Source organism: Lewinella sp. IMCC34191, assembly GCF_003390935.1.
Classification (GTDB): domain Bacteria; phylum Bacteroidota; class Bacteroidia; order Chitinophagales; family Saprospiraceae; genus Neolewinella.
This window is the reverse complement of sequence record NZ_QNQZ01000002.1, coordinates 227,248-246,213: the sequence shown is the minus strand read 5'-3', so window position 1 is coordinate 246,213 and position 18,966 is coordinate 227,248. Positions and strand designations below refer to the sequence as shown.

Here is an 18,966-nt window from a genome sequence, read left to right as displayed (position 1 = left end):
CGATTTACGTATTTTACCCGCCACCCTGACTGTATGCAACGACCACAATTTTCCCGGCGCCCCGACCACATCCTGGGGCGAAAAACCCGCCTGCCGGGCGATCAACTTCCGCTGACTTCGGTCGCCGGCTACCCGCCCTACCTGCGCGGGCCCTACGCCAGCATGTACGTCGGCCGCCCCTGGACCATCCGTCAGTACGCGGGTTTTAGCACGGCGGCGGAGTCCAACGCCTTCTACCGCCGCAATCTGGCCGCCGGCCAGCGGGGGTTATCCGTTGCTTTTGACCTAGCCACCCACCGGGGGTACGACAGCGACCACGACCGCGTCCGCGGCGACGTGGGAAAGGCCGGCGTAGCCATCGATACCGTAGCCGATATGGAGCGGCTGTTCGACCAGATCCCGCTGGATAAGATGTCCGTGAGCATGACCATGAACGGAGCGGTGCTCCCGGTCATGGCCTTTTACATTGTTGCGGCGGAGCGCAGGGGAGTAGCTCCTGAAAAACTGAGCGGCACCATCCAGAACGACATTCTGAAGGAGTTCATGGTCCGCAATACATACATCTATCCGCCGGCCCCGAGTATGCGGATCGTCTCCGACATCTTCGCTTACACGGCTCAGCATATGCCCCGCTTCAACAGCATCAGCATCAGCGGCTACCACATGCACGAAGCCGGGGCCCCCGCGGCGGTGGAATTGGCGTACACCCTCGCCGACGGGCTGGCCTACGTACGGGCCGGCATTGCGGCGGGCCTCGACATCGACGACTTCGCCCCCCGCCTGAGCTTTTTCTGGGGGATCGGCATGAAGCACTTCACGGAGATCGCCAAGCTGCGGGCGGGCCGGCAGCTCTGGGCGGAGCTCATGGCCGAATTCAAGCCGAAGAACCCGAAGAGTTCGATGCTGCGGACGCACTGCCAGACCAGCGGCTACAGCCTCACCGAGCAGGACCCCTATAACAACGTAGCCCGCACCTGCATCGAAGCCATGGCCGCGGTTTTCGGAGGGACGCAGAGCCTGCACACCAACGCGCTGGACGAAGCGATCGCCCTGCCGACCGACTACAGCGCCAAGATTGCCCGGGATACCCAACTCTATCTGCAAAATGACCTCGGCATCACGCAGGCGGTCGACCCCTGGGGGGGCAGCTTCGACGTGGAAGGGGAAACGCGACGGCTCATGGACGAGGCGCGGCAACTGATCGCCGAGGTAGCCGAGGCTGGGGGGATGGTGCGCGCCATCGAATCCGGCCTGCCGAAGCTGCGGATCGAGGAGGCCTCCGCGCGCAAGCAGGCGGCCATCGATACCGGCAAGGAACAGATCGTAGCGGTCAACGTCTACCAGAACCGGGAAGCCGCAGACTTCGAGCTGCTGGAAGTCGACAACGACCGGGTCCGCCAAGAGCAACTTACCACCCTGGAGCGCACCAAACGCGAACGAGACCAATCGGAAACGGACCGCGCCCTGACCGCCCTGTCCGAAGCCGCAGCCGGTGACGGCAATCTACTCGCCGCCTCGGTGGATGCCGCCCGGGCCGGCGCTACGCTGGGTGAGATCAGCACGGCGCTGGAAGAGGTATTCGGCCGCTACCGGGCCAGCCACCAACTAATTAGCGGCGTCTACGCCGGTCACTCCGCTGGAGAAAGACTCCAGCAGGTGCGTAAGTTATCCGATCGCTTCTCCAAAGAAAACGGCCGCCGCCCCCGCATCCTCATTGCCAAGCTGGGGCAGGACGGCCACGATCGCGGCGCCAAGGTCATCGCCAGCGGCTTCGCGGACCTAGGCTTTGATGTCGACGTAGGCCCCCTTTTTCAGACACCGGACGAAGCTGTCCGGCAGGCCGTAGAGAACGACGTTCACCTGCTGGGCATCAGTTCGCTGGCTGCCGGCCATAAAACGCTGGTACCGGAAGTCATCAAGAGACTGGCGGAAGAAGACGCTGCGGATATCCGCGTCATCGTCGGCGGCGTCATTCCGCCCGCTGATTACGACTTTCTATACGAGCAGGGCGTCGTAGGCGTCTTCGGGCCTGGAACAAACATCACGGCCGCAGCGGAGGAGATATTGACGATGATGCTGGGGTAGCTAGCTATTTATTTAAGCATCGGATGTGTCAGGTCTGACAGTTTGTCAGACATCCGATGTGCTTTTGCTAAACTGTACCAGAATCGCTTCATATGGAGCTGAGTGAATCGCGTTCACTCCGGTTTTGGCCGGTTTGCCTGCGTAGATACACCTGACACATCCGATGTCTGTAACCTTGACGGACCTGACACATCTGATGTCTATTCCAGGCTGCGAATCCGGTAAAACTCCAGCAATCGCTTTGAATCCCGGTGGGGATAGAAGCGCGGTTCCACCCCCCAAGCGTTGATGTGGATGCCCGGCTCATCCCGGTCATCGACGAATTTGCCCAGTTCCTTCGGGTCATAGTCATCGGGTAATTGCTCGAGGATGCGGGGCTTAGCCACTGACCATTCCTCCCCCAGTTGGCTGCGAATGAGCCGGATGACCTTGCGATCTTTTTCGTCGTATGATGCCATGATCTACTGCTTTTTATTCTCCTACCGATTTACATACAAAGTCCGGAATAATGCCCGATGACTTGATTTCCGTTTCGGCGCTTTCCGGGCGGGTATTACCACTCAACACCAGGGCCGTTGAAACCCCATAGGTGTTCCCACCTAAAATATCCGTGTGCAGGGTGTCGCCCACCATCAGGATGTCGGCGGGGCAGACTTCTGGCATTTCCAGTGCCACGCTGTCTAGTGCCATCTGGAACATCTGGCTGGCGGGCTTACCAAACTTGACGAACTTCCGGCCCAGTACGTACTCCGCGAGCCGGGCGATGCTGCCGGTAGCCAGCGCGACATCATTTGCCGTGGTAGGGTAGAGAAGATCGGTGTTGGCCACCACCACCGGTACCTGACACTTGCGTAAAATGTTGATGAGGAGATTGATGTCGACGTTCATGTCGTAGCCCTCATCATCCAGGAAGGCTACCGCCCCGATCTCGTCTAGCCGCTCGAAATCGACGGCCGAAATCGGTATGGCCTCCAGGCCCGCGCCAATGATGTACTCCGCGGAAGCCGCCGTGCCCAGATAGGCCACCTTTCCCTTTTTTACCTTTTGTTCCAGGAAGTGGCGGGTCGTCGCACCACTCGTAATGATCTTGTCTTCGGAGATGCAGTGAATACCATAGTCCGCCATCCGAACGGCGGCGGCCTGGGGGCTGCGCGCCGCGTTATTGGTCAGTACCCGTACGTGTTTGCCCCTTTCCATCAACTTTTCCACGGTCTGTATGGCGTTGGGAATGGGGCCGCGGTGGTTGCGCAGGACGCCGTAGCTGTCGAAGAAAATTACGGGGAATTGCTCGGCTACATCGGCGAAGGAAGAAATGTCCATAGAGGGGATTAGAGTCTGAGCGTATCTAAAATCTTGTCGACGGTAAACTTCTCGTCCAGGGTCGGCAGGTGCGTCGTGAGGACATCACGGGACAACTGATCGGCAAAGGAGGGAAGAAAGAAGTACCGCCCCAGGCGAAGGGCATAATTTAACAGGAAAAAACGGTAGGCCTCCTTGATAAACAGCACCTCCGGGCGGGTGAGTGGAAAGACGTCGTGGTAGGATTTGAGAAAGAGCATAAAGCGATCCTCCAGCAGCCGGTCGACCTCGTAGGTGAAGGCGCTGCGATCGCCGATCTCGCTAACCACCCGACTCAGGAAGTAAAAGTCGACCACCCGTGTCGATATCCGAAACCAATCGTAGTCCCACCGACTGGCCAGCCGACCGTTGCGGTCAACGCTGAAGTTGCCGATGTTCCAGTCGACGAACACGGGAATTTTCTGAAAGCCGTAGACGTTGATCCGGAAGGTGTTCTCCAGGAAGCGCCGGCAGTGCTCCTCGATCAGCTCGTAGTGGTCGGGGTAATCCGTGCGGGCCGAGGCCACCAGGGCCGTTACGTCGGTCGTCATGTCGCGATCGCTACGGGGTAGGGTGTTGGTCACCAGGGTGCAGTCGCGGTGGAAATACGCCATCTCCCGGCCCAGTTGACTTACCTGGTCTTCGGTCAGGCGCTTGGGTGGGTTCTCCTGGATCTGGATCGGTCGGTAAAAGATGATCCAGGCGTCCTGATCCTCGTCGATGTGCCGGTGGAAGAAGAGTTGGTTGCCCTTCATCAGTCCCCGGCTCAGGAAGTTGGCGTAGCGCACCGGCAGGTTGTTGGCCAGCACGTTGATGATCGTATGGTCTTCGGCAAAGCCCTCGAAGGAACCGAAGTACGTTACTTTAGCAATAAGCACGTTACCGTCCTCCATCACGAGTTTGAAGACGTGGTTGGTCGATACCTTGGCACTGATGTCCTCGATGCTGCGAATCGCGCGGGTGTGGTCGTAGGCGCGCCAGGCGTACCGCAGTATGTTTTGATAGTTTGTCATGATCGGCGGTAAAGGTAGTTGATAGCCCCTGCGAATGGCAAACTTGTCCGATCAGCTTCGGTTGAGTTTTATAAAGTCGATTTCATGCGAGAAAACCCGTTACCCTTATTATTTCTCTTTGCCCTTATTGCCATTCTGCCCAGTCTTGCCCGTGGCCAGCACGCCCAAGCAGAGCCGGCCCAGCAGGCTAGCCAGCGAGCCGAACTAGCGCGCATTAAAAGAATGACCGTTTACGGCCCCCACCGCAAGAACCCCCTGGCCGCCGGTCGAATGCTGGTCATCAACGCAGCCGCCCGGCAGTCCGAACGGATCAAGCGACGGCGTATTCCGCGGGCCGAACGGCGGCAGCGCCGGTCCACCTTCACCTCGGTTCGCTACCGGGAACCCGCCCGCCTTCCGGCGGAAAAGACCAAACCAAGCGAAAAGAAATCAGGGTCCGGATGATCAGATCTGTTCGAAGTAGCGCTCCTTCTCCCAGTCGGTAACCGCCCCCAGAAAGCGTTCCCACTCCAGTAGGCGGGAACGGACGAAGTGATCGCAAAAGGCCGCTCCGAAGAGGCTGTTCACCCGTGCGCTCTGCCGCATGGCCTGCGCCGCCTGCCCCAGGTGCTTCGGTAGCCGGTTCCCGATCGCCTGATCGTACGAGCTGCCCCGCACCGCGTCCATCTCCAGGGGCAGCTCGTGCTCGATGCCGTAGAGGCCCGCCGCCAGGACCGCGGCAATCGCCAGGTAGGGGTTGGCATCCGCGCCCGGCACTCGGGTCTCCAGGCGGGTAGCGGCTCCGTCGCCCGGAATGTAGCGTAGAGCAACGGTCCGATTCTCTTCTCCCCAGTTGGCGCGGGTAGCGGCCCAGGATCCCTCCGTATACCGCTTGTAGCTGTTCACGGTCGGAGCAAACATTGGCATGATATCCGGTAGAAAGAGCAACTGGCCGGCGATGTAGTGCCGTAACAACTTACTCATGCCCCCTTCCGCCGAGGGATCGTAGAAGACGTTCTCGCCGTCGCGCCAAAGTGATTGGTGCATGTGCCCGCCGCAACCCGGGAGACTCGCCGAGGGCTTCGCCATGAAGCTGCTCACGAATCCGTGACGGTAGCTGATCTCCTTCACGCCGAGTTTCAGCAGCGCGGCCCGGTCGGCGGCTTCCAGCGCCGGCCGGTGGCTGACGGCCGCCTCCAGTACGCCGGGACCAGTCTCCGTATGCAATCCCTCGAGTTGTACCCCGAAACTCCGGAGCTGATCGAACAGGTCGCGGTGAAAGGAGGCGTGTTGGCTCGTGCGTAGCCCCGAATATCCGAACATGCCCGGAGTAAGTGGGCGGGGGGGAGCCGGTCGGGTCAGCGAGTCCGGCGTTTCCCGGTAGGTGAACCACTCGTACTCGGGCCCGAAACGTGCCGTAAAACCGAGGTCCTCCGCCCTTTGTACGATCCGGCGGAGCAGCGATCGGGGGCAGGCGGCCCCGGCAACGCCTTCATCGTTGCGAAAGTCACCCAGGAAGAAGGGAAGGGCATCCTCCCAGGGGATTTGCCTGATCGTATCGGGGTCAATACTGGCCAGGGCATCGGCAAAGCCCGGATCGGGAAGCGGATCGGGATACACCTGGTCGGCGATGTCCCACCCGAAGATGACGTTGCAGAAGCCGAAACCCTTATCCAGAGCCGACAATAATTTCTCCGCCGAAATATACTTGGCGCGCAGAACGCCGTCGAGGTCGGTCACGCCGATTTTGACGCGCTGTGTAGGATCTTCGCGGAGCTGATCGATTGCCTTCATCCGGGCGAAGATAGAAAACCCGGCGGCCGAACATTTCCCACGCCAGCCTTTACATACATATTATGAGCGAAGAAAAAACCAGCCGGCTGCAGATCATCGTTTACGTCGTTTCCGGACTGATCGTAGTCGGCCTTATCGGGGCATACTTCATGTTACCTGGTTTCCAGTCCGGCGTACAGGAAGCCTATGAGGTGGTTAGCAGTGGCGACAATCAGCGCATCACCGAATACGTCAAGCAGTTCGGCTTCTGGGGCCCCCTCGTGGTCATCCTCATCATGACCGTCCAGATGTTTCTCATCGTCGTCCCAAGTTGGCTGCTCATGATCATCGCTGTACTGGCCTACGGACCCTGGTGGGGCGGGTTGCTTTCCGTGGTCGCCGTTACCGTAGCCAGTACCGTCGGCTACGTCCTGGGCCAGGGACTGAGCGAAGCCAGCCTCACCAAACTGATCGGTGAAAAATCGGAGAAGAAACTCGAAGGTACCGTCAATAAATACGGCAGTGGCGCCGTCGTCCTTTTCCGCCTGGCGCCCTTCCTCAGCAACGATGCCATCAGTTTCGTGGCCGGTATGCTCAAAATGGGATACATCCGTTTCATTTTGGCCACCCTGGCGGGCATCATTCCCCTCACCGTCCTCATTGCCTTCTTCAGCCAGGACATCGAGCAACTGAAAGACATTCTCGTCTGGGTCGGCGGCATCGGCCTGGGCCTCTACGTCATTTACCTCGCCTACCAGTACTTCACGAACGATGATGACTAACGGGCGACGAAGTCGGCCACTAACGACGACGAAGTCGGCTGACTACTCCGGATGACGAAGTCAGCCGACCACCGTACCAAAGCCGACGAAGGCCATTATTCCTCCGGTCGCAAGTCAAACCTTTTCCGCAGCTCGTCCAGTGCCGGGTTCTTCTCCCGCATCTGCAGGTACTTATCCTTGGCCGACAAGCGCTTTTTAATCTTGGTCTGCACCGGCTTCAGGCTTTCGTCGTGCTCCAGGATCATGACCAGATTCGGGCGTTGGAAGGTGCTGCGGAGGTGTCGGATCAGGCTGTCATCTTCGCGCAGGGAGGCGATGGCCCGCGCGGAGCCGACCTTGACGACCACCTCTTCTTCCCCCTGCAGTATCGGAAGGGCTTGTTTGAGGAAGACGGCCAGGGGCGTGCCCTGCTGCTCGGTTACGAATACGTCCCATGCCCCCCGCAGATGCTCGGCGTCCAGTTCGGGGAGTTCCTCGGGCGCAACCGCATGCTCGACCTCTTCCTCGGCTTCGGCAATGAGGCTGGTCATGTCTACACTGGCAAAAGAAGCCGAGCCCAGGGTGGGAGCGGGGGCCTGCACGGGTGTCATCTCCGGGGCGGGCTCGGGGTCCTCGCTTTGCTCAGGACTTTTTTTTTCTGGGGCGGCGGGCGCAGGTAAATTGCTTTCGGAAGACGGGGTTGGTACCTCTACGGAGTCCGCGGCCTGGATAACGGGCGGCTCACTCCGGAATGCCCTTCGGATGCTGACCATCCGCAAAAGGCTCATCTCCACGTGCAGCCGCTTGTTGCGGGCCAGTTTGAAGTTCAGGTCGCACTCGTTGGCGAGGTCAAGCACCGTCAGTAGCATATTCGCGGGGGCCAGGCCCGCCTGCTGGCGGTACCGCTCCCGTAGCCGTTCGCCCACCTCCAGCAATTGAAGGGTGGCCGGGTCTTTGCACACCAGGAGGTCGCGCACGTGAGCCGACAATCCATTGAGGAAGAGGTCTTCGTCAAAGCCCCCCTTCAGGACCTCGTCGAATAGCAATAGCATACCCGAGCGGTCTTCGGTCAGGATGTAGTCCACGGCCCGGAAGAAGTAGTCATAATCGAGAACGTTCAGGTTCTCGATGACGGCCTCGTAGGTGATTGTTTTACCGCTGAAGCTGACGATCCGGTCGAAGATCGACAGGGCATCCCGCAGCGCACCGTCGGCCTTCTGCGCGATGATGTGCAGTGCGTCCTCATCGGCCTCGATCCCTTCCTGCTGGCAGATGCCCTGCAGGTGCTCGATGATGTCATTGGGCTGGATCCGCTTGAAGTCGAAGATCTGGCAACGGGAAAGGATCGTCGGAATGATCTTGTGCTTCTCCGTTGTCGCGAGGATGAAGATCGCGTAGGGAGGCGGTTCTTCCAGGGTCTTTAGGAAGGCGTTAAAGGCCTGCTGCGAGAGCATATGGACCTCATCGATGATAAATACCTTGTACTCCCCCTGCTGCGGGGCGAATCGTACCTGCTCGGTCAGCGAGCGGATGTGGTCGACCGAGTTGTTACTGGCCGCGTCCAGCTCGGTAATGTTGAGGCTGGCGTTATTGTTGAAGGCGACGCAACTGGGACAGACGTTGCAGGGCTCGTAGTCGGCCGTCCGGTTTTCACAGTTGAGCACTTTCGCCAAAATGCGCGCGGAAGTGGTCTTACCTACCCCCCGCGGACCACAAAATAGAAAGGCGTGTGCCAGGTGGTCCGTCTGTAGCGCATTCTTCAGCGTCTGGGAAACGTGCCGCTGTCCGACCACCTCATCGAAGCGTACGGGACGGTATTTTCTCGCGGAGACTACGAAATTGCTCATCCGTGCGAAGATACGATTTTACCTTCTCACTCGTCCCCGGCCGCCATCTCGCGGGAGACGATCACGCCGGCCTTCGTGTAGACCGAATCGATCCAGACGGGCTGCGACCGCACGATCCACATGATGCTGTCAAATTCGGTACGACTGTAATCGTGATCCGCGAGTATGGACTCAAAGTAGACGGTCTGCATGGAATCCCGAACCACAACCGGAATTTCAGCGATCAGTGCTTCCGCAAGCTGGAGCTCGGCGATGGTCTGCGACAGTCGGTCTACGTCTACCGGCGCCGGCCCCGGATCGACGTTTGCACACCCCAGGACCAGTAGGCACAGCATAAAGAGCGGGCGAAGGATCATTTATCGTCCTTGGGGTAAAGAAAGTCGATTCGCTTGGCTTCCGCTAATTTCCACTTGGACCACTTCTTGGTCTTTAGCGTACAGCCAACGATCCCCGTAGTAGGCACATTGCCGATGTAGTCGTCGTGCTCCATGGCGTTTGCCGCCTCGGTAAAGCCTGGATTATGGCCGAAAACCAGTACCGTGTCCCAGTCCTTCGGCAGTTCCCGGATCACCTTTTGAATGGTTTTCGGGCCGGCATGGTATAATTTCTTTTCCTTTACGACCTGAGATTTGCTCAAACCGAGCGCTTCGACGAAGGCGCGGGCGGTGTGTCGCGCGCGCTTGGCGCTGGAGGTAACGATGCCGTCTACCTTAATGCCGGACTGGGCGAGGCGGGCGGCCATTTTGGGCGCATCCTTTTTGCCCCGGGAGTTCAGCGGACGATCGTGATCTTTGAGGCTGGGGTCGGCCCAGCTGCTTTTAGCGTGACGGACTAGATATACTGTTTTCACTGGGCAATTTAATCTTTTGCTTTACGTGCTCTTAACACGTAGTTAAAGTGGAAGCCACACGCTTAGCCTAATTTTGCAGCTTATATAATCTGATGGCGTAATGACAGCAACACCGGCGAAGATACTCCTGGTCGACGATGAACCCGACATTCTGGAAATTCTGGAGTTTAACCTTCAGAAGGAAGGCTTCGAAGTCGCTACGGCCGGAAACGGGGAAGAAGGACTGGCCGTAGCCCGCGAATTTCAACCGGATCTGATTGTTCTCGACATCATGATGCCCGTTATGGACGGGGTAGAAGTTTGCCGCCAGCTTCGGGCCGATAGTAAATTCGACAACACGATCATTACCTTTCTCACCGCCCGCGAGGAAGATTACAGCCAGATCGCCGCCCTCGATACGGGGGGCGACGATTACATCACCAAGCCCATCCGGCCCCGTGTGCTCATCAGCCGCGTGAAGGCGTTGCTACGCCGTAACGCCCGTCAGGAAGAAGAGGAAGATACCAAATCCATACTTATTGGTGACCTGGAGATCGACCTGGAGCAAATCGTGGTCCGCCGCGGTGAGGAACGTATCGAGCTGGCCAAGAAGGAGTTCGATCTGCTCACCCTGCTGGCCGGAAAACCGGGTAAGGTCTTCAGCCGGGAAGAAATATTCAACAAAGTGTGGGGGTCCGACGTCATCGTGGGGAATCGGACCATCGACGTGCACATCAGAAAATTAAGGGAAAAACTTGGCGACCACTATATCAAAACCATCAAGGGTATCGGCTACAAATTTGAGTTCTAAGAGTCTCAAAAACAGTACGCCGCGGGAAATCGCCATTCGGACGGCCTTCTTCATCGCCCTGGCGACCGAGGGCTTCCTACTGCTGATCCTTGCTCTTCCCCCCGTGCCCTTCAGCTGGTGGCTCGTTCTCCTGTGCGGGCCGGCCACCTTCGTCATCAGCTACTTCATCGTCCTGATCACGCTGGATCGCTACATCTATCGCAAGATCAAACTGATCTATAAGACCATCCACAGCCAGAAGGTCAGCACCGACATCAAAAAGGAAGGGGTCGACCTCGACCAGCCCATCATCGACGACGTCGAACAGGAAGTCGCCGACTGGGCCGAAAGCCAGCAGGAGCAACTCGACCAGTACGAACGCTTTGCCGAATATCGGCGTCGCTACGTCGGTGATATCAGCCACGAACTGAAGACGCCCATCTTCAACATCCAGGGTTACCTCCACACCCTGATGGACCACGGGTACGACGACAACAAGATCACCCGCTCCTTCATCAAAAAGGCCGCCAAGAACGTGGAACGCCTGCAGACCATCGTCGAAGACCTGAGCGCCATCAGCCGGCTGGAGAGCGGCGACCTGATGTTCGACCCCGAACCCTTCAACATCAAGGAACTTGCCCAGGAGGTCATCGAGGAACTTGACCTGAAAAGCCGGCAGTCAGGCATCACCCTCGGCTTCAAAAGCGGTGCCGATATCGGATTCATGGTGAGTGCCGACCGGGAAAGCATCCGGCAGGTGCTGGTCAACCTCGTTTCCAACTCCATCAAGTATGGCAATCAGGGCGGGGCGACCCGTTTCGGCTTCTACGATATGGAAAGCTATATCCTCTGCGAGGTGGCGGACAACGGTATCGGTATCCCCGAAAAGCACCTGCCGCACGTATTCGATCGCTTCTACCGCGTGGATAAAAGCCGCAGCCGCCAGAAGGGAGGGAGCGGCCTGGGACTATCTATCGTGAAGCACATTATGGAGGCCCATCAACAGACCATCAACGTTAGAAGTACACCGGGTATGGGCTCCACTTTTGGTATTACCCTCGCCAAGGCGTAACAATTCTTCATTTGGGGAGTAAACCGCTACATGGCGGCTACCCGTTCTGACTATTTCCGCGCTCCCGGCGCAAGTATTTTTCCACTAAACTTGCAACTACGAAGGTCTTCGTATATATTTGTACGAAACAGTTCGTACATGCTTGCTCCAACCGAATCCGAATTAAACATCCTGCGCGTCCTCTGGGATGCCGGGCCGCTGACCGTAAGGGAAGTCAATGACGCCCTGAATAAGGCAATAGAGAGTGCCGGAGAAAAGCCGATAGGGTATACAACTACCCTCAAAATCATGCAGCTCATGGCCGAAAAGGGCCTGGTAGACCGCGACGTCAGTAGCCGAAGCCATGTCTATAAAGCTGCCGTAGCACAGGAGAGAACGCAGCGTAACCTGCTCAGCCGATTCGTCGACCGCGCATTCGGGGGGTCGCGCAGCGAACTGATCCTGCGGGCGCTGGGTGACGGGGAGGCTACGCCCGCCGAACTGGAGGAAATCAAGCAACTCATCAAGAAACTGGAGCAGGATGGTCATCAGTGATATTGCCGCTCTCGGTACCACCATACTGCATTCGCTCTGGCAGGCCACCCTACTGGCGGGCGTTCTTTGGCTGGTCAGCCGGCAACGCGGGTTATCCGCCCGGACGCGGTATAGCTTCGCTTACGCAACCTTGGTTGGGCAGTGCCTGCTGTCGGCAGCCACTTTTCTGCACTATCGTTCCCCCAGCCCCCACTTGGAAGCGACAGTGAAGCAGGCCGTCATCGAAATGGTCGCTGCGGGTCCGGCCGTGTCGACGCCGCGGCATCTACTCTATACACCCGATTTTTGGATGGCTGCCTTAGTGTCCTGCTGGTTGGTAGGTATGCTGGTCGGGTCCCTTAAACTGTCGGTCTCCCTATGGCATCTTCGGCGGATGCAGCGCACCGCGGTGACGGACGTGCCTCGGGAATTTGCCCAGCTGGTCAGGTACCTCGCAAACCGAATAGGATACACCGGGCCACTCCGCCTGAAGACCAGTAGCTCAGTCACTACGCCCATGTTGATCGGGCACCTAAAGCCGATCCTGCTTTTCCCCATTGCCATGGTCAACCAACTCTCTACCGAAGAGAGTGAAACCGTAATTCTGCACGAACTGGCCCACCTGCGGCGCCACGACCACTGGTTTAACCTGCTGCAGTGTTTGATTGAGGTCCTCTTCTACTACCATCCGGCCATCCACTGGATCGGTGCGCGCATCCGGGAGGAACGCGAGCACTGCTGCGATGACCTGGTACTGTACTACGGGCCGGGCCGCCTGCCGTACGCCAGAGCCCTCCTTCACTTTAGCCTCGCCGGTGCCGGCGAACCGGCAGCCCTTTCCCTTACCGACGGCGGCGGCCTGCTGGGTCGCGTACGTCGATTCCTGGATCAACAAGAAATAAGTTATAAAATGAAAAGTCGCCTTCTTCTCCTGCCCGTTATGGCCATCCTCGTTTTGGTCGCTACGGCCGCTTACGTGCCAACTGATTCGAGTTCTAATGCGGATGCCCCTTCCCCGGATCTGTCTTTACCTGCGCTCGCCGCCCAAAACACCCTGTCCGCCGGGGATACGCTGCCCCAGGGCACGCACCAGATGACCCGCATTTCCGACGGAAAAACCACCCGATTACGGGTGGAAGACGGAGAGATTAAGGAGCTTCAGCTGGACGGGAGAGAAATCCCCGAGGAAGAATTTTCGCAATACGAGGATCGCGCGGAAGAATTGCTCGGTGTCAGGCGCCAGGGAAACGACACCTTTATCACCGTGGACCCGTATACCTATGAGCACGACACCACCATTGTAATTGGAATCGGTCGACACGACGCTGCGCGCTTCCGCCGGGAGCTCGGCGAAAGCAGACGCAAGCTTGGTGAAAGCAGGCGAGCGCTCGCCGAGAGTAGTCGGGCACTGGCTGGCAGTCTTCAGGAATTGGACAACTTCAACTTCGATTTTGACTTTAGCGACCTGCAATCGGATATACACGGCCTCCATATCGACCTGGATTCCCTGGGACAAAGTCTGCGTGCCATTCAGATCGATGCCTTCGACGGAGACATCCTACTGGACGCGGATGTGGAGCTTATGGATAGCGTGTATACCCGTTCTCTAAATGGAATGAAAATCTACCGCCACCGGCTGGAAGAGATCGACGACATCGATAACCTGGATGAGCTGGAAGCCAAGGAAGAGGTCCTGCAAAAAGCGCTCGAACAGTTGGAAGAACGCAAGCGGCAACTAGGCGACCGGAAAGAGATCCGCGGAGAGGCCATGCTGGAACACGCCCGGTCCGTACGGGAACGCGCCCTGGCCCACGCCCGGGAAACCCGGGAAGCCCTTCAGCAGCGCCGCCACGCACCGGCGCTACAGCCTGACTGTCCGATCACCGTGATCGGAAGCGGTGCCGTCACGAATACGCAACTGGCCGTCGCTTCCGCTCGTTCCGGGGCGGGCGTGATCGAAATTGGCTCGCGCCCTTGTCCACCCGTGCAGGAAGTCCGCTCACCCGAGCCGATCATCTACTATGAAATCGGAGGGGACGCAAGGCCCCACTAGTTTAGACGGGTAATCCGGCCGTAACGTAGGAGAGAAACCGCTTGAGCGCCTTTCTTTTACCGGCATCCAGGCGGTAGTCGATGTGGTGGGTGTAATAATTCGTCAGGTCGAAGTCCGGGGCAGGGGAGGGCAGCAACAACTGCAACTGCGGCAGATGATCCAGCCCCTCGCGCAGCGCCGTATTGAACGATGCGATGAATTCCTCGGACAGATCCGGATTCGTGGTAACCCAGGCCGCGAATACGAAAGGTAGTCCGGTATGCTGTTTCCATGCCGTCCCTAAGTCGTAAACGTAGCGGAAGCGTTTGTCCAGACCAATTGTCCGGTCGCCGATCACCAGTCCGCCGATGGTGCCGTTGATATGATCGATATAACCGTCTTTCGCGTCGAGAAAGGTGACATGATGTTCCCAGTACTCTTCCAGAAGGAGACGCGCCAGCATGACAGACGTACGGCTGTGGTGATCGAGGTAGATATGCGTCATCTCCCGCAGCGGCACGTCGCCGTAAATGCATACCGTAGCTACCTCGCCGTCGGCACCGATGCAGTAGTCGCTGATGATCCGATATTCGTCAAGTTCGGGAAGAACGGCTACGGGCACCAGCCCGATTTCGGCTTCCCCGCTGGCCAGCCGGCGGGCGCATTCGCTGGGGATGGCCAGGTCGATTTGCAGCCGGTCGCTGAGGGAACTGCGGAGCAGTCCGTAGAGCAGCGGCTTGGTGTTGAGGTAGCTGACCGCTACCAATCGTGCTTTTTTCTTTACCATGCGCCGAGGGTCTGGGGGCCGGGCAGGTGCCGGCGATCGTTGCGGGTATGGAAGTGGTAGAGGCCATTCGGCTGCTGCTCGCCAATCCACAATCCGACGTTATTGTGCTTGAGCTCGTTCATCATGCTGATGGGCTTACCCATCATTAGGGTGATGAGTCCGCACATGGCTCTTCCGTGGCTACAGACCAGAATTTTGGATTCCGGGCGCTCGTCCAGGTGATCGATAAAGCGTTCCAGCCGTTCGCCGAGTTCGCGGGCACTCTCTCCGCCGCCGATACGGCCGTCCAGCTCACCGGCCGTCCAGCCGTTTTTAATACGCTGGTATTCGGCGATGCTATCCGGCGTGCCGAGTTTGCCTTCGTGGCTTCCCCAGCAAATTTCGTTAATGCTTTCGTGGCGTTCCCAGGGCAGGCCGCCATCGATAAAGGGGGAGACCGTTTCCCAGGTCCGCTTGAGTCCGCTGGTGAGTACTACCTCAAAATCTTCCTCGCCGTAGTGCTGGTGAAAGTGGCCGGCCTGCTGCCGTCCGGTATGGTTCAGGCTGGAGTCGACCCCGCTGCCCTGCACGATGCCGCGCAGGTTATAGTCGGTTTCTCCGTGACGGACGATATAGACGGTCTTTTGGTTTCCCATTTGGTAATACGTTAACGAAGGTTCGGGCGGTGGTGGTGCGGGCTAAACTAGACGACGGGCAGGGAGGTGTATCCGCGGTAGGCTTTATCGTCGGCGAACTCTACATCGGTGTAGTCCTTGATGACCCCGTATAACGTATCTCGCTCGATGGGACGGCGACCTACGGATCGGATCATCTTGACGAGGTCTTCGGTACTCATTGCCGGGTGCTTTTCGGCCCCAGCCATGGAGTAGATACGCGTGGTGTCGTCAATGGTGCCGTCGATATCGTTGACGCCGAAGGCCAGGCTCAACTGAGCGGTAGTGCGGCCGATCATGGGCCAGTAGGCCTTGACGTGGTCGAAGTTATCCAGGTAGATCCGGCCGATGGCGTAGTTGCGCAAATCTTCGATGACACTAACTTCCGGCAGGTGGCTCAGTTCGTTGTTTTCGTTGCGGAACTTGAGGGGGATATAGGTTTGGAAGCCACCGGTTTTATCCTGTAGCGCCCGCAGTTTCTCGAGGTGGTCTACCCGGTGGTGGTATTCCTCGATGTGTCCGTAAAGCATGGTCGCGTTCGACCGGCCACCCAGTTCGTGCCAGATTTCGTGAATACGCAGCCACTGTTCGCCGGTACACTTTCCGCCGGCGATCTGGTCGCGTACTTCCGGATGGAATATCTCCGCCCCGCCGCCGGGCATACTTTGCAAGCCGGCTTCCTTCATGAGGCGCATGCCTTCCTCGTAGCTGATTTTGGCCTTTTTGAAGATGTAGTGATATTCTACCGGCGTAAGCGCTTTAACGTGGAGATCGGGCCGGTGGGCACGAATCTGCCGGAACAACTCCGTGTAAAAGGGGACGTCGTACTGCGGCAGCACGCCACCGACGATGTGTACCTCCGTGACGGGCTGGTCGTCGTACTTACGGACGATGTCCATCATATCCTCCAGGGTGTACTCCCAGCCGTCTTCCCGCTTTTTGATCCGCCGGCTGTAGCTACAGAAGGTGCAGGTATAAAGGCAGACGTTCGTCGGCTCGATGTGAAAGTTGCGGTTGAAGTAGGTGTTGTCGCCGTGCTTCCGCTCCCGGATATGGTTGGCAAGCGCGCCTAAATACCCCAGTGGCGCTTCTTCATACAGGAGCAGGCCTTCCTCTGGCGTAATACGCTCGCCACGCTCGACTTTTTGGGCGACGGAGCGCAGGTTAGCAGCTAATCGGGAATCACGAAGCAGGGTGGAGAGGGAGGGGGCAGAAGTCATCCGGTTGAATTGGCGGTTCGGGATATAACAAACTCACCAACTTTCAGTTTTTTCTGAAAGAAATAATTCCCCTAATTAACATCTTCTACTATTCGCAACACGCTTTTATCGTCCGATCGCCAATCCAACCGGTAGCTCACCGTGTATTGGTTTCCAACGGTGAGTATGAGTTGGCGGCGCAGTTGTCGGTCCGCTACGGAGAGTCTTACCGTTCGTCCATCTTCAGCGCGTAGTTCGAGCCGGTTACCGTCGTAGGCGGTCACTTTTCCCCTCAGCTCATAGAGCGCGGGTGCTTCGATAGCGATGCTGGATCGATCGTCGGCCGGAGGGTGTTTTTCGGCGTTCGTTCCGCTGTTTCGGACGAGGGGGATATCCGTATACCGCAGTTCGGGCTCCTCTCTTTCAGGCTGAAGGTCGCGTAGAACGGTACAGTTTTCCGCTAAGGGATCGATTAATAGGGCTTCCAGCTGTTTAAGATCATCATCCCGGCGGACGGAAAGTTTCAGTTCCGCTTTTATCTGACGGGGGTGTGCGTTGACCACGGTTTCCACGCAGCGGTCGGCCTGTATGCGGGGGTAGATCAACGCTTCCGCACTGAGGCAATTGCAGACTTCGGTGGCTAATTGTTCTACGAAGGTTTGGGCGGAGAGGTGGCTACCCGCCAGCACTAAAAGGGAATAGAAATACCAACGGTAAAAGTCACAAACCATAGGTAAGGGTCGGGGAGTTGCCGCGATTCGGATATTGGAAGATACTGATCTTGACACGAAGTGCCTGGCAATATCGGAGTTGTATACGCTGGCCGACCTCCTACCACGGAGAGGAACTCAGCGTGCCAGATTTAAGTCGGTACGGCAACAACGGGGTCAGGCGTATTACTTGCGGACCGGGGGGGGGCAGCAGGGACGAATTTCCGCGCAGACGGGTGATAAAAATAGCGGGCATACCGACCGGGGCTCAAAGCTTGATTGGATTTTGGCCTTCCAGCCGAAAATGGCCATTTGCAGGGCGATCGGTAAAGTCCGAAAAAGCTCTTAGGAAGGGAAGTGGGAGGCTTTGATTTCTTGCCCCGCCCCGCTATACAGACGACGAAAGATAAGTATCCATATTCCTACCCAACAGAAAACGTAGAAGCGGTAGAAGTAGCCGGTACCCCCGACCGAGGGTTGGTACAGGAGGGTAGCTACGATCGCTCCGAGCAAGGCTGCGCACCATTCCCTGACGGAATAGGTTTGCCACCGTAACGTGCCGCCGGTCCATTCTTGCTGTAGGAAGGGGCTGACCACGGGCAGGAGGGGAAGTAAGGGGAGTAACAATAACCGGGCCTCTCTTGCCATCGCGGTGATGTATACTGCGGTGGTATTAGACAATGCCAGGAAAATGGCTGAGTAAACTAAATCCCGTTGAACGGGCGTCTGGCGGATTTCTTCCCGGTATCTGTACGCAAGTAGGAGGAAGGGGGCCAGTATGATGATCGTCAGAATCAGTGTCTCGTTGATCCTGACGTAGTCCCGGAAATTGGCCCTCCAGGCGAAGAAACGGGTAGTTTGGGTAAAAGCCATCGATTCTTGGGCCAGGTCGTTTGGTACGTAACTGTAGAGAAAAAGTAAAGCTGCTAATCCGGCGAAGCCGCATGCGATGATGGCCCCGACGGGCGACCAACTGGTGCGTTGCCAGAGTAAATAAGCCAGTACGGGTAAGCATAATAAGCTGGTTTCACGCACCACACAGGCCGCCGCAGCACAGGCGAGGGCGAGCAGGGGGCGACGATCTATTGCGCCATAGAGTACGATCAGCAGCAATAGGTACTGGTACAGGTCATCGTAGGTATGCGCGTGCGCGGTGAATAAGAATAAATTAGGGAAAACAAGTATGAAGGGCAGTAAGGTGAGTGGAGACACCGCCTTATCTGGCCACACTCGCTGTGTCAGGCGATGCAGTGCCAGCAGGCACAGTACGTAGCCCAAAAACTGTATCAGGGTGAAGAAGAGGGGGGAAGGCAAGCCCGTCCAGCGGGTACCGTACTGCATGATACTCACCATGAAGGGACGTCGGCCGAATTCCGAATCATTTAGCTTCCATTCGGTTTCCGTCTGCATGATGTCATCCTGCAGAATAGGATCCAGCGAAAAATTCAGCGTTTTAGTCCAGTTGTTCAGGTCACTGGGAAGCACGTAATTCACCAGAAAAATTGCGGCGCTTACCGCAATGATTACATACCAACTCCGTGTCATTTCCCGGCTAGTTTGTTTGATCCGCGGCTTCGTCTCTAGG

19 protein-coding genes are annotated in these 18,966 nt (G+C 57.7%); 7 read left to right on the top strand and 12 right to left on the bottom strand.

Annotated features, from left to right (window positions below; genetic code table 11):
• Nucleotides 1–33: 33 nt before the first annotated feature.
• Nucleotides 34–2,085, top strand: coding sequence for a methylmalonyl-CoA mutase (gene scpA / locus DRW39_RS05535; protein WP_116106020.1), 2,052 nt, complete (start codon nucleotides 34–36; stop codon nucleotides 2,083–2,085).
• Between the two features lie 200 nt (nucleotides 2,086–2,285).
• On the opposite strand, the gene DRW39_RS05530 is transcribed toward scpA, so the two are convergent.
• Genes DRW39_RS05530 through DRW39_RS05520 form a run of 3 tightly spaced genes read right to left on the bottom strand, consistent with a single transcriptional unit; the run spans nucleotide 2,286 to nucleotide 4,436 of the window.
• Nucleotides 2,286–2,543: a hypothetical protein gene (locus DRW39_RS05530; RefSeq protein WP_116106019.1), complete on the bottom strand. Its 258-nt coding sequence runs from the start codon at nucleotides 2,541–2,543 to the stop codon at nucleotides 2,286–2,288.
• A gap of 13 nt (nucleotides 2,544–2,556) precedes the next feature.
• Nucleotides 2,557–3,405, bottom strand: a complete 849-nt coding sequence (locus DRW39_RS05525; RefSeq protein WP_116106018.1) for an HAD-IIA family hydrolase — start codon at nucleotides 3,403–3,405, stop codon at nucleotides 2,557–2,559.
• A gap of 8 nt (nucleotides 3,406–3,413) precedes the next feature.
• On the bottom strand, nucleotides 3,414–4,436 hold the full coding sequence (locus DRW39_RS05520; protein ID WP_232830072.1) for a hypothetical protein: 1,023 nt from the start codon (nucleotides 4,434–4,436) through the stop codon (nucleotides 3,414–3,416).
• 84 nt (nucleotides 4,437–4,520) lie between these two features.
• On the opposite strand from DRW39_RS05520, the gene DRW39_RS05515 reads away from it, so the two are divergent.
• Entirely contained in the window at nucleotides 4,521–4,880 is a 360-nt protein-coding gene (locus tag DRW39_RS05515; RefSeq protein WP_116106016.1) for a hypothetical protein, read from the top strand.
• Here the strand turns inward: DRW39_RS05515 and DRW39_RS05510 are convergent, their stop codons facing one another.
• Complete coding sequence (locus tag DRW39_RS05510; protein ID WP_116106015.1) at nucleotides 4,881–6,209, bottom strand: glutamine synthetase family protein; 1,329 nt, start codon at nucleotides 6,207–6,209, stop codon at nucleotides 4,881–4,883.
• A 62-nt stretch (nucleotides 6,210–6,271) separates the two neighbouring features.
• On the opposite strand from DRW39_RS05510, the gene DRW39_RS05505 reads away from it, so the two are divergent.
• Nucleotides 6,272–6,970 carry a TVP38/TMEM64 family protein gene (locus DRW39_RS05505; protein WP_116106014.1) on the top strand — a complete coding sequence of 233 codons (699 nt, stop codon included), beginning with the start codon at nucleotides 6,272–6,274 and terminating at the stop codon, nucleotides 6,968–6,970.
• 95 nt (nucleotides 6,971–7,065) lie between these two features.
• Here DRW39_RS05505 and dnaX read toward each other — a convergent pair whose 3' ends face one another.
• Genes dnaX through DRW39_RS05490 form a run of 3 tightly spaced genes read right to left on the bottom strand, consistent with a single transcriptional unit; the run spans nucleotide 7,066 to nucleotide 9,646 of the window.
• Entirely contained in the window at nucleotides 7,066–8,796 is a 1,731-nt protein-coding gene (gene dnaX, locus DRW39_RS05500; protein ID WP_116106013.1) for a DNA polymerase III subunit gamma/tau, read from the bottom strand.
• A gap of 26 nt (nucleotides 8,797–8,822) precedes the next feature.
• A complete protein-coding gene (locus tag DRW39_RS05495) occupies nucleotides 8,823–9,152 on the bottom strand; it encodes a hypothetical protein (protein ID WP_116106012.1) in 330 nt (109 codons plus the stop codon).
• Nucleotides 9,149–9,646 (bottom strand): SixA phosphatase family protein, encoded by a 498-nt coding sequence (locus DRW39_RS05490; protein ID WP_116106011.1) that lies wholly within the window; start codon nucleotides 9,644–9,646, stop codon nucleotides 9,149–9,151. Before DRW39_RS05490 ends, DRW39_RS05495 begins: the two co-directional genes overlap by 4 nt.
• A gap of 100 nt (nucleotides 9,647–9,746) precedes the next feature.
• On the opposite strand from DRW39_RS05490, the gene DRW39_RS05485 reads away from it, so the two are divergent.
• From DRW39_RS05485 to DRW39_RS05470, 4 genes are all read left to right on the top strand, one after another.
• Nucleotides 9,747–10,436, top strand: coding sequence for a response regulator transcription factor (locus DRW39_RS05485; RefSeq protein ID WP_116106010.1), 690 nt, complete (start codon nucleotides 9,747–9,749; stop codon nucleotides 10,434–10,436).
• Nucleotides 10,426–11,487 (top strand): sensor histidine kinase, encoded by a 1,062-nt coding sequence (locus DRW39_RS05480; protein WP_116106009.1) that lies wholly within the window; start codon nucleotides 10,426–10,428, stop codon nucleotides 11,485–11,487. The genes DRW39_RS05485 and DRW39_RS05480 overlap by 11 nt, the downstream gene beginning before the upstream one ends.
• A gap of 138 nt (nucleotides 11,488–11,625) precedes the next feature.
• A complete protein-coding gene (locus DRW39_RS05475; RefSeq protein WP_116106008.1) occupies nucleotides 11,626–12,021 on the top strand; it encodes a BlaI/MecI/CopY family transcriptional regulator in 396 nt (131 codons plus the stop codon).
• Entirely contained in the window at nucleotides 12,008–14,053 is a 2,046-nt protein-coding gene (locus tag DRW39_RS05470) for a M56 family metallopeptidase (protein ID WP_116106007.1), read from the top strand. The genes DRW39_RS05475 and DRW39_RS05470 overlap by 14 nt, the downstream gene beginning before the upstream one ends.
• A gap of 1 nt (nucleotide 14,054) precedes the next feature.
• Here the strand turns inward: DRW39_RS05470 and DRW39_RS05465 are convergent, their stop codons facing one another.
• From DRW39_RS05465 to DRW39_RS05440, 5 genes are all read right to left on the bottom strand, one after another.
• Nucleotides 14,055–14,819, bottom strand: a complete 765-nt coding sequence (locus tag DRW39_RS05465; RefSeq protein ID WP_116106006.1) for a menaquinone biosynthetic enzyme MqnA/MqnD family protein — start codon at nucleotides 14,817–14,819, stop codon at nucleotides 14,055–14,057.
• Nucleotides 14,813–15,454, bottom strand: a complete 642-nt coding sequence (locus DRW39_RS05460; RefSeq protein WP_116106005.1) for a histidine phosphatase family protein — start codon at nucleotides 15,452–15,454, stop codon at nucleotides 14,813–14,815. The genes DRW39_RS05465 and DRW39_RS05460 overlap by 7 nt, the downstream gene beginning before the upstream one ends.
• A 47-nt stretch (nucleotides 15,455–15,501) precedes the next feature.
• Nucleotides 15,502–16,692: an aminofutalosine synthase MqnE gene (gene mqnE / locus DRW39_RS05455; protein WP_116106004.1), complete on the bottom strand. Its 1,191-nt coding sequence runs from the start codon at nucleotides 16,690–16,692 to the stop codon at nucleotides 15,502–15,504.
• 71 nt (nucleotides 16,693–16,763) lie between these two features.
• Entirely contained in the window at nucleotides 16,764–17,402 is a 639-nt protein-coding gene (locus tag DRW39_RS05450; RefSeq protein ID WP_157975944.1) for a hypothetical protein, read from the bottom strand.
• Nucleotides 17,403–17,726: 324 nt separating this feature from the next.
• Complete coding sequence (locus DRW39_RS05440) at nucleotides 17,727–18,926, bottom strand: hypothetical protein (RefSeq protein WP_116106001.1); 1,200 nt, start codon at nucleotides 18,924–18,926, stop codon at nucleotides 17,727–17,729.
• Between the last annotated feature and the right edge of the window lie 40 nt (nucleotides 18,927–18,966).

Excerpts from the sequence above, each read along its gene's own strand:
- DRW39_RS05460 (WP_116106005.1), bottom strand. The coding sequence starts at position 15,454 with ATGGGAAACCAAAAGACCGTCTATATCGTCCGTCACGGAGAAACCGAC.
- DRW39_RS05440 (WP_116106001.1), bottom strand. The coding sequence starts at position 18,926 with ATGACACGGAGTTGGTATGTAATCATTGCGGTAAGCGCCGCAATTTTT.
- DRW39_RS05450 (WP_157975944.1), bottom strand. The coding sequence starts at position 17,402 with ATGGTTTGTGACTTTTACCGTTGGTATTTCTATTCCCTTTTAGTGCTG.
- mqnE (WP_116106004.1), bottom strand. The coding sequence starts at position 16,692 with ATGACTTCTGCCCCCTCCCTCTCCACCCTGCTTCGTGATTCCCGATTA.
- DRW39_RS05465 (WP_116106006.1), bottom strand. The coding sequence starts at position 14,819 with ATGGTAAAGAAAAAAGCACGATTGGTAGCGGTCAGCTACCTCAACACC.
- DRW39_RS05530 (WP_116106019.1), bottom strand. The coding sequence starts at position 2,543 with ATGGCATCATACGACGAAAAAGATCGCAAGGTCATCCGGCTCATTCGC.
- DRW39_RS05515 (WP_116106016.1), top strand. The coding sequence starts at position 4,521 with ATGCGAGAAAACCCGTTACCCTTATTATTTCTCTTTGCCCTTATTGCC.
- dnaX (WP_116106013.1), bottom strand. The coding sequence starts at position 8,796 with ATGAGCAATTTCGTAGTCTCCGCGAGAAAATACCGTCCCGTACGCTTC.
- scpA (WP_116106020.1), top strand. The coding sequence starts at position 34 with ATGCAACGACCACAATTTTCCCGGCGCCCCGACCACATCCTGGGGCGA.
- DRW39_RS05495 (WP_116106012.1), bottom strand. The coding sequence starts at position 9,152 with ATGATCCTTCGCCCGCTCTTTATGCTGTGCCTACTGGTCCTGGGGTGT.
- DRW39_RS05525 (WP_116106018.1), bottom strand. The coding sequence starts at position 3,405 with ATGGACATTTCTTCCTTCGCCGATGTAGCCGAGCAATTCCCCGTAATT.
- DRW39_RS05485 (WP_116106010.1), top strand. The coding sequence starts at position 9,747 with ATGACAGCAACACCGGCGAAGATACTCCTGGTCGACGATGAACCCGAC.
- DRW39_RS05505 (WP_116106014.1), top strand. The coding sequence starts at position 6,272 with ATGAGCGAAGAAAAAACCAGCCGGCTGCAGATCATCGTTTACGTCGTT.
- DRW39_RS05475 (WP_116106008.1), top strand. The coding sequence starts at position 11,626 with ATGCTTGCTCCAACCGAATCCGAATTAAACATCCTGCGCGTCCTCTGG.
- DRW39_RS05510 (WP_116106015.1), bottom strand. The coding sequence starts at position 6,209 with ATGAAGGCAATCGATCAGCTCCGCGAAGATCCTACACAGCGCGTCAAA.
- DRW39_RS05520 (WP_232830072.1), bottom strand. The coding sequence starts at position 4,436 with ATGACAAACTATCAAAACATACTGCGGTACGCCTGGCGCGCCTACGAC.
- DRW39_RS05470 (WP_116106007.1), top strand. The coding sequence starts at position 12,008 with ATGGTCATCAGTGATATTGCCGCTCTCGGTACCACCATACTGCATTCG.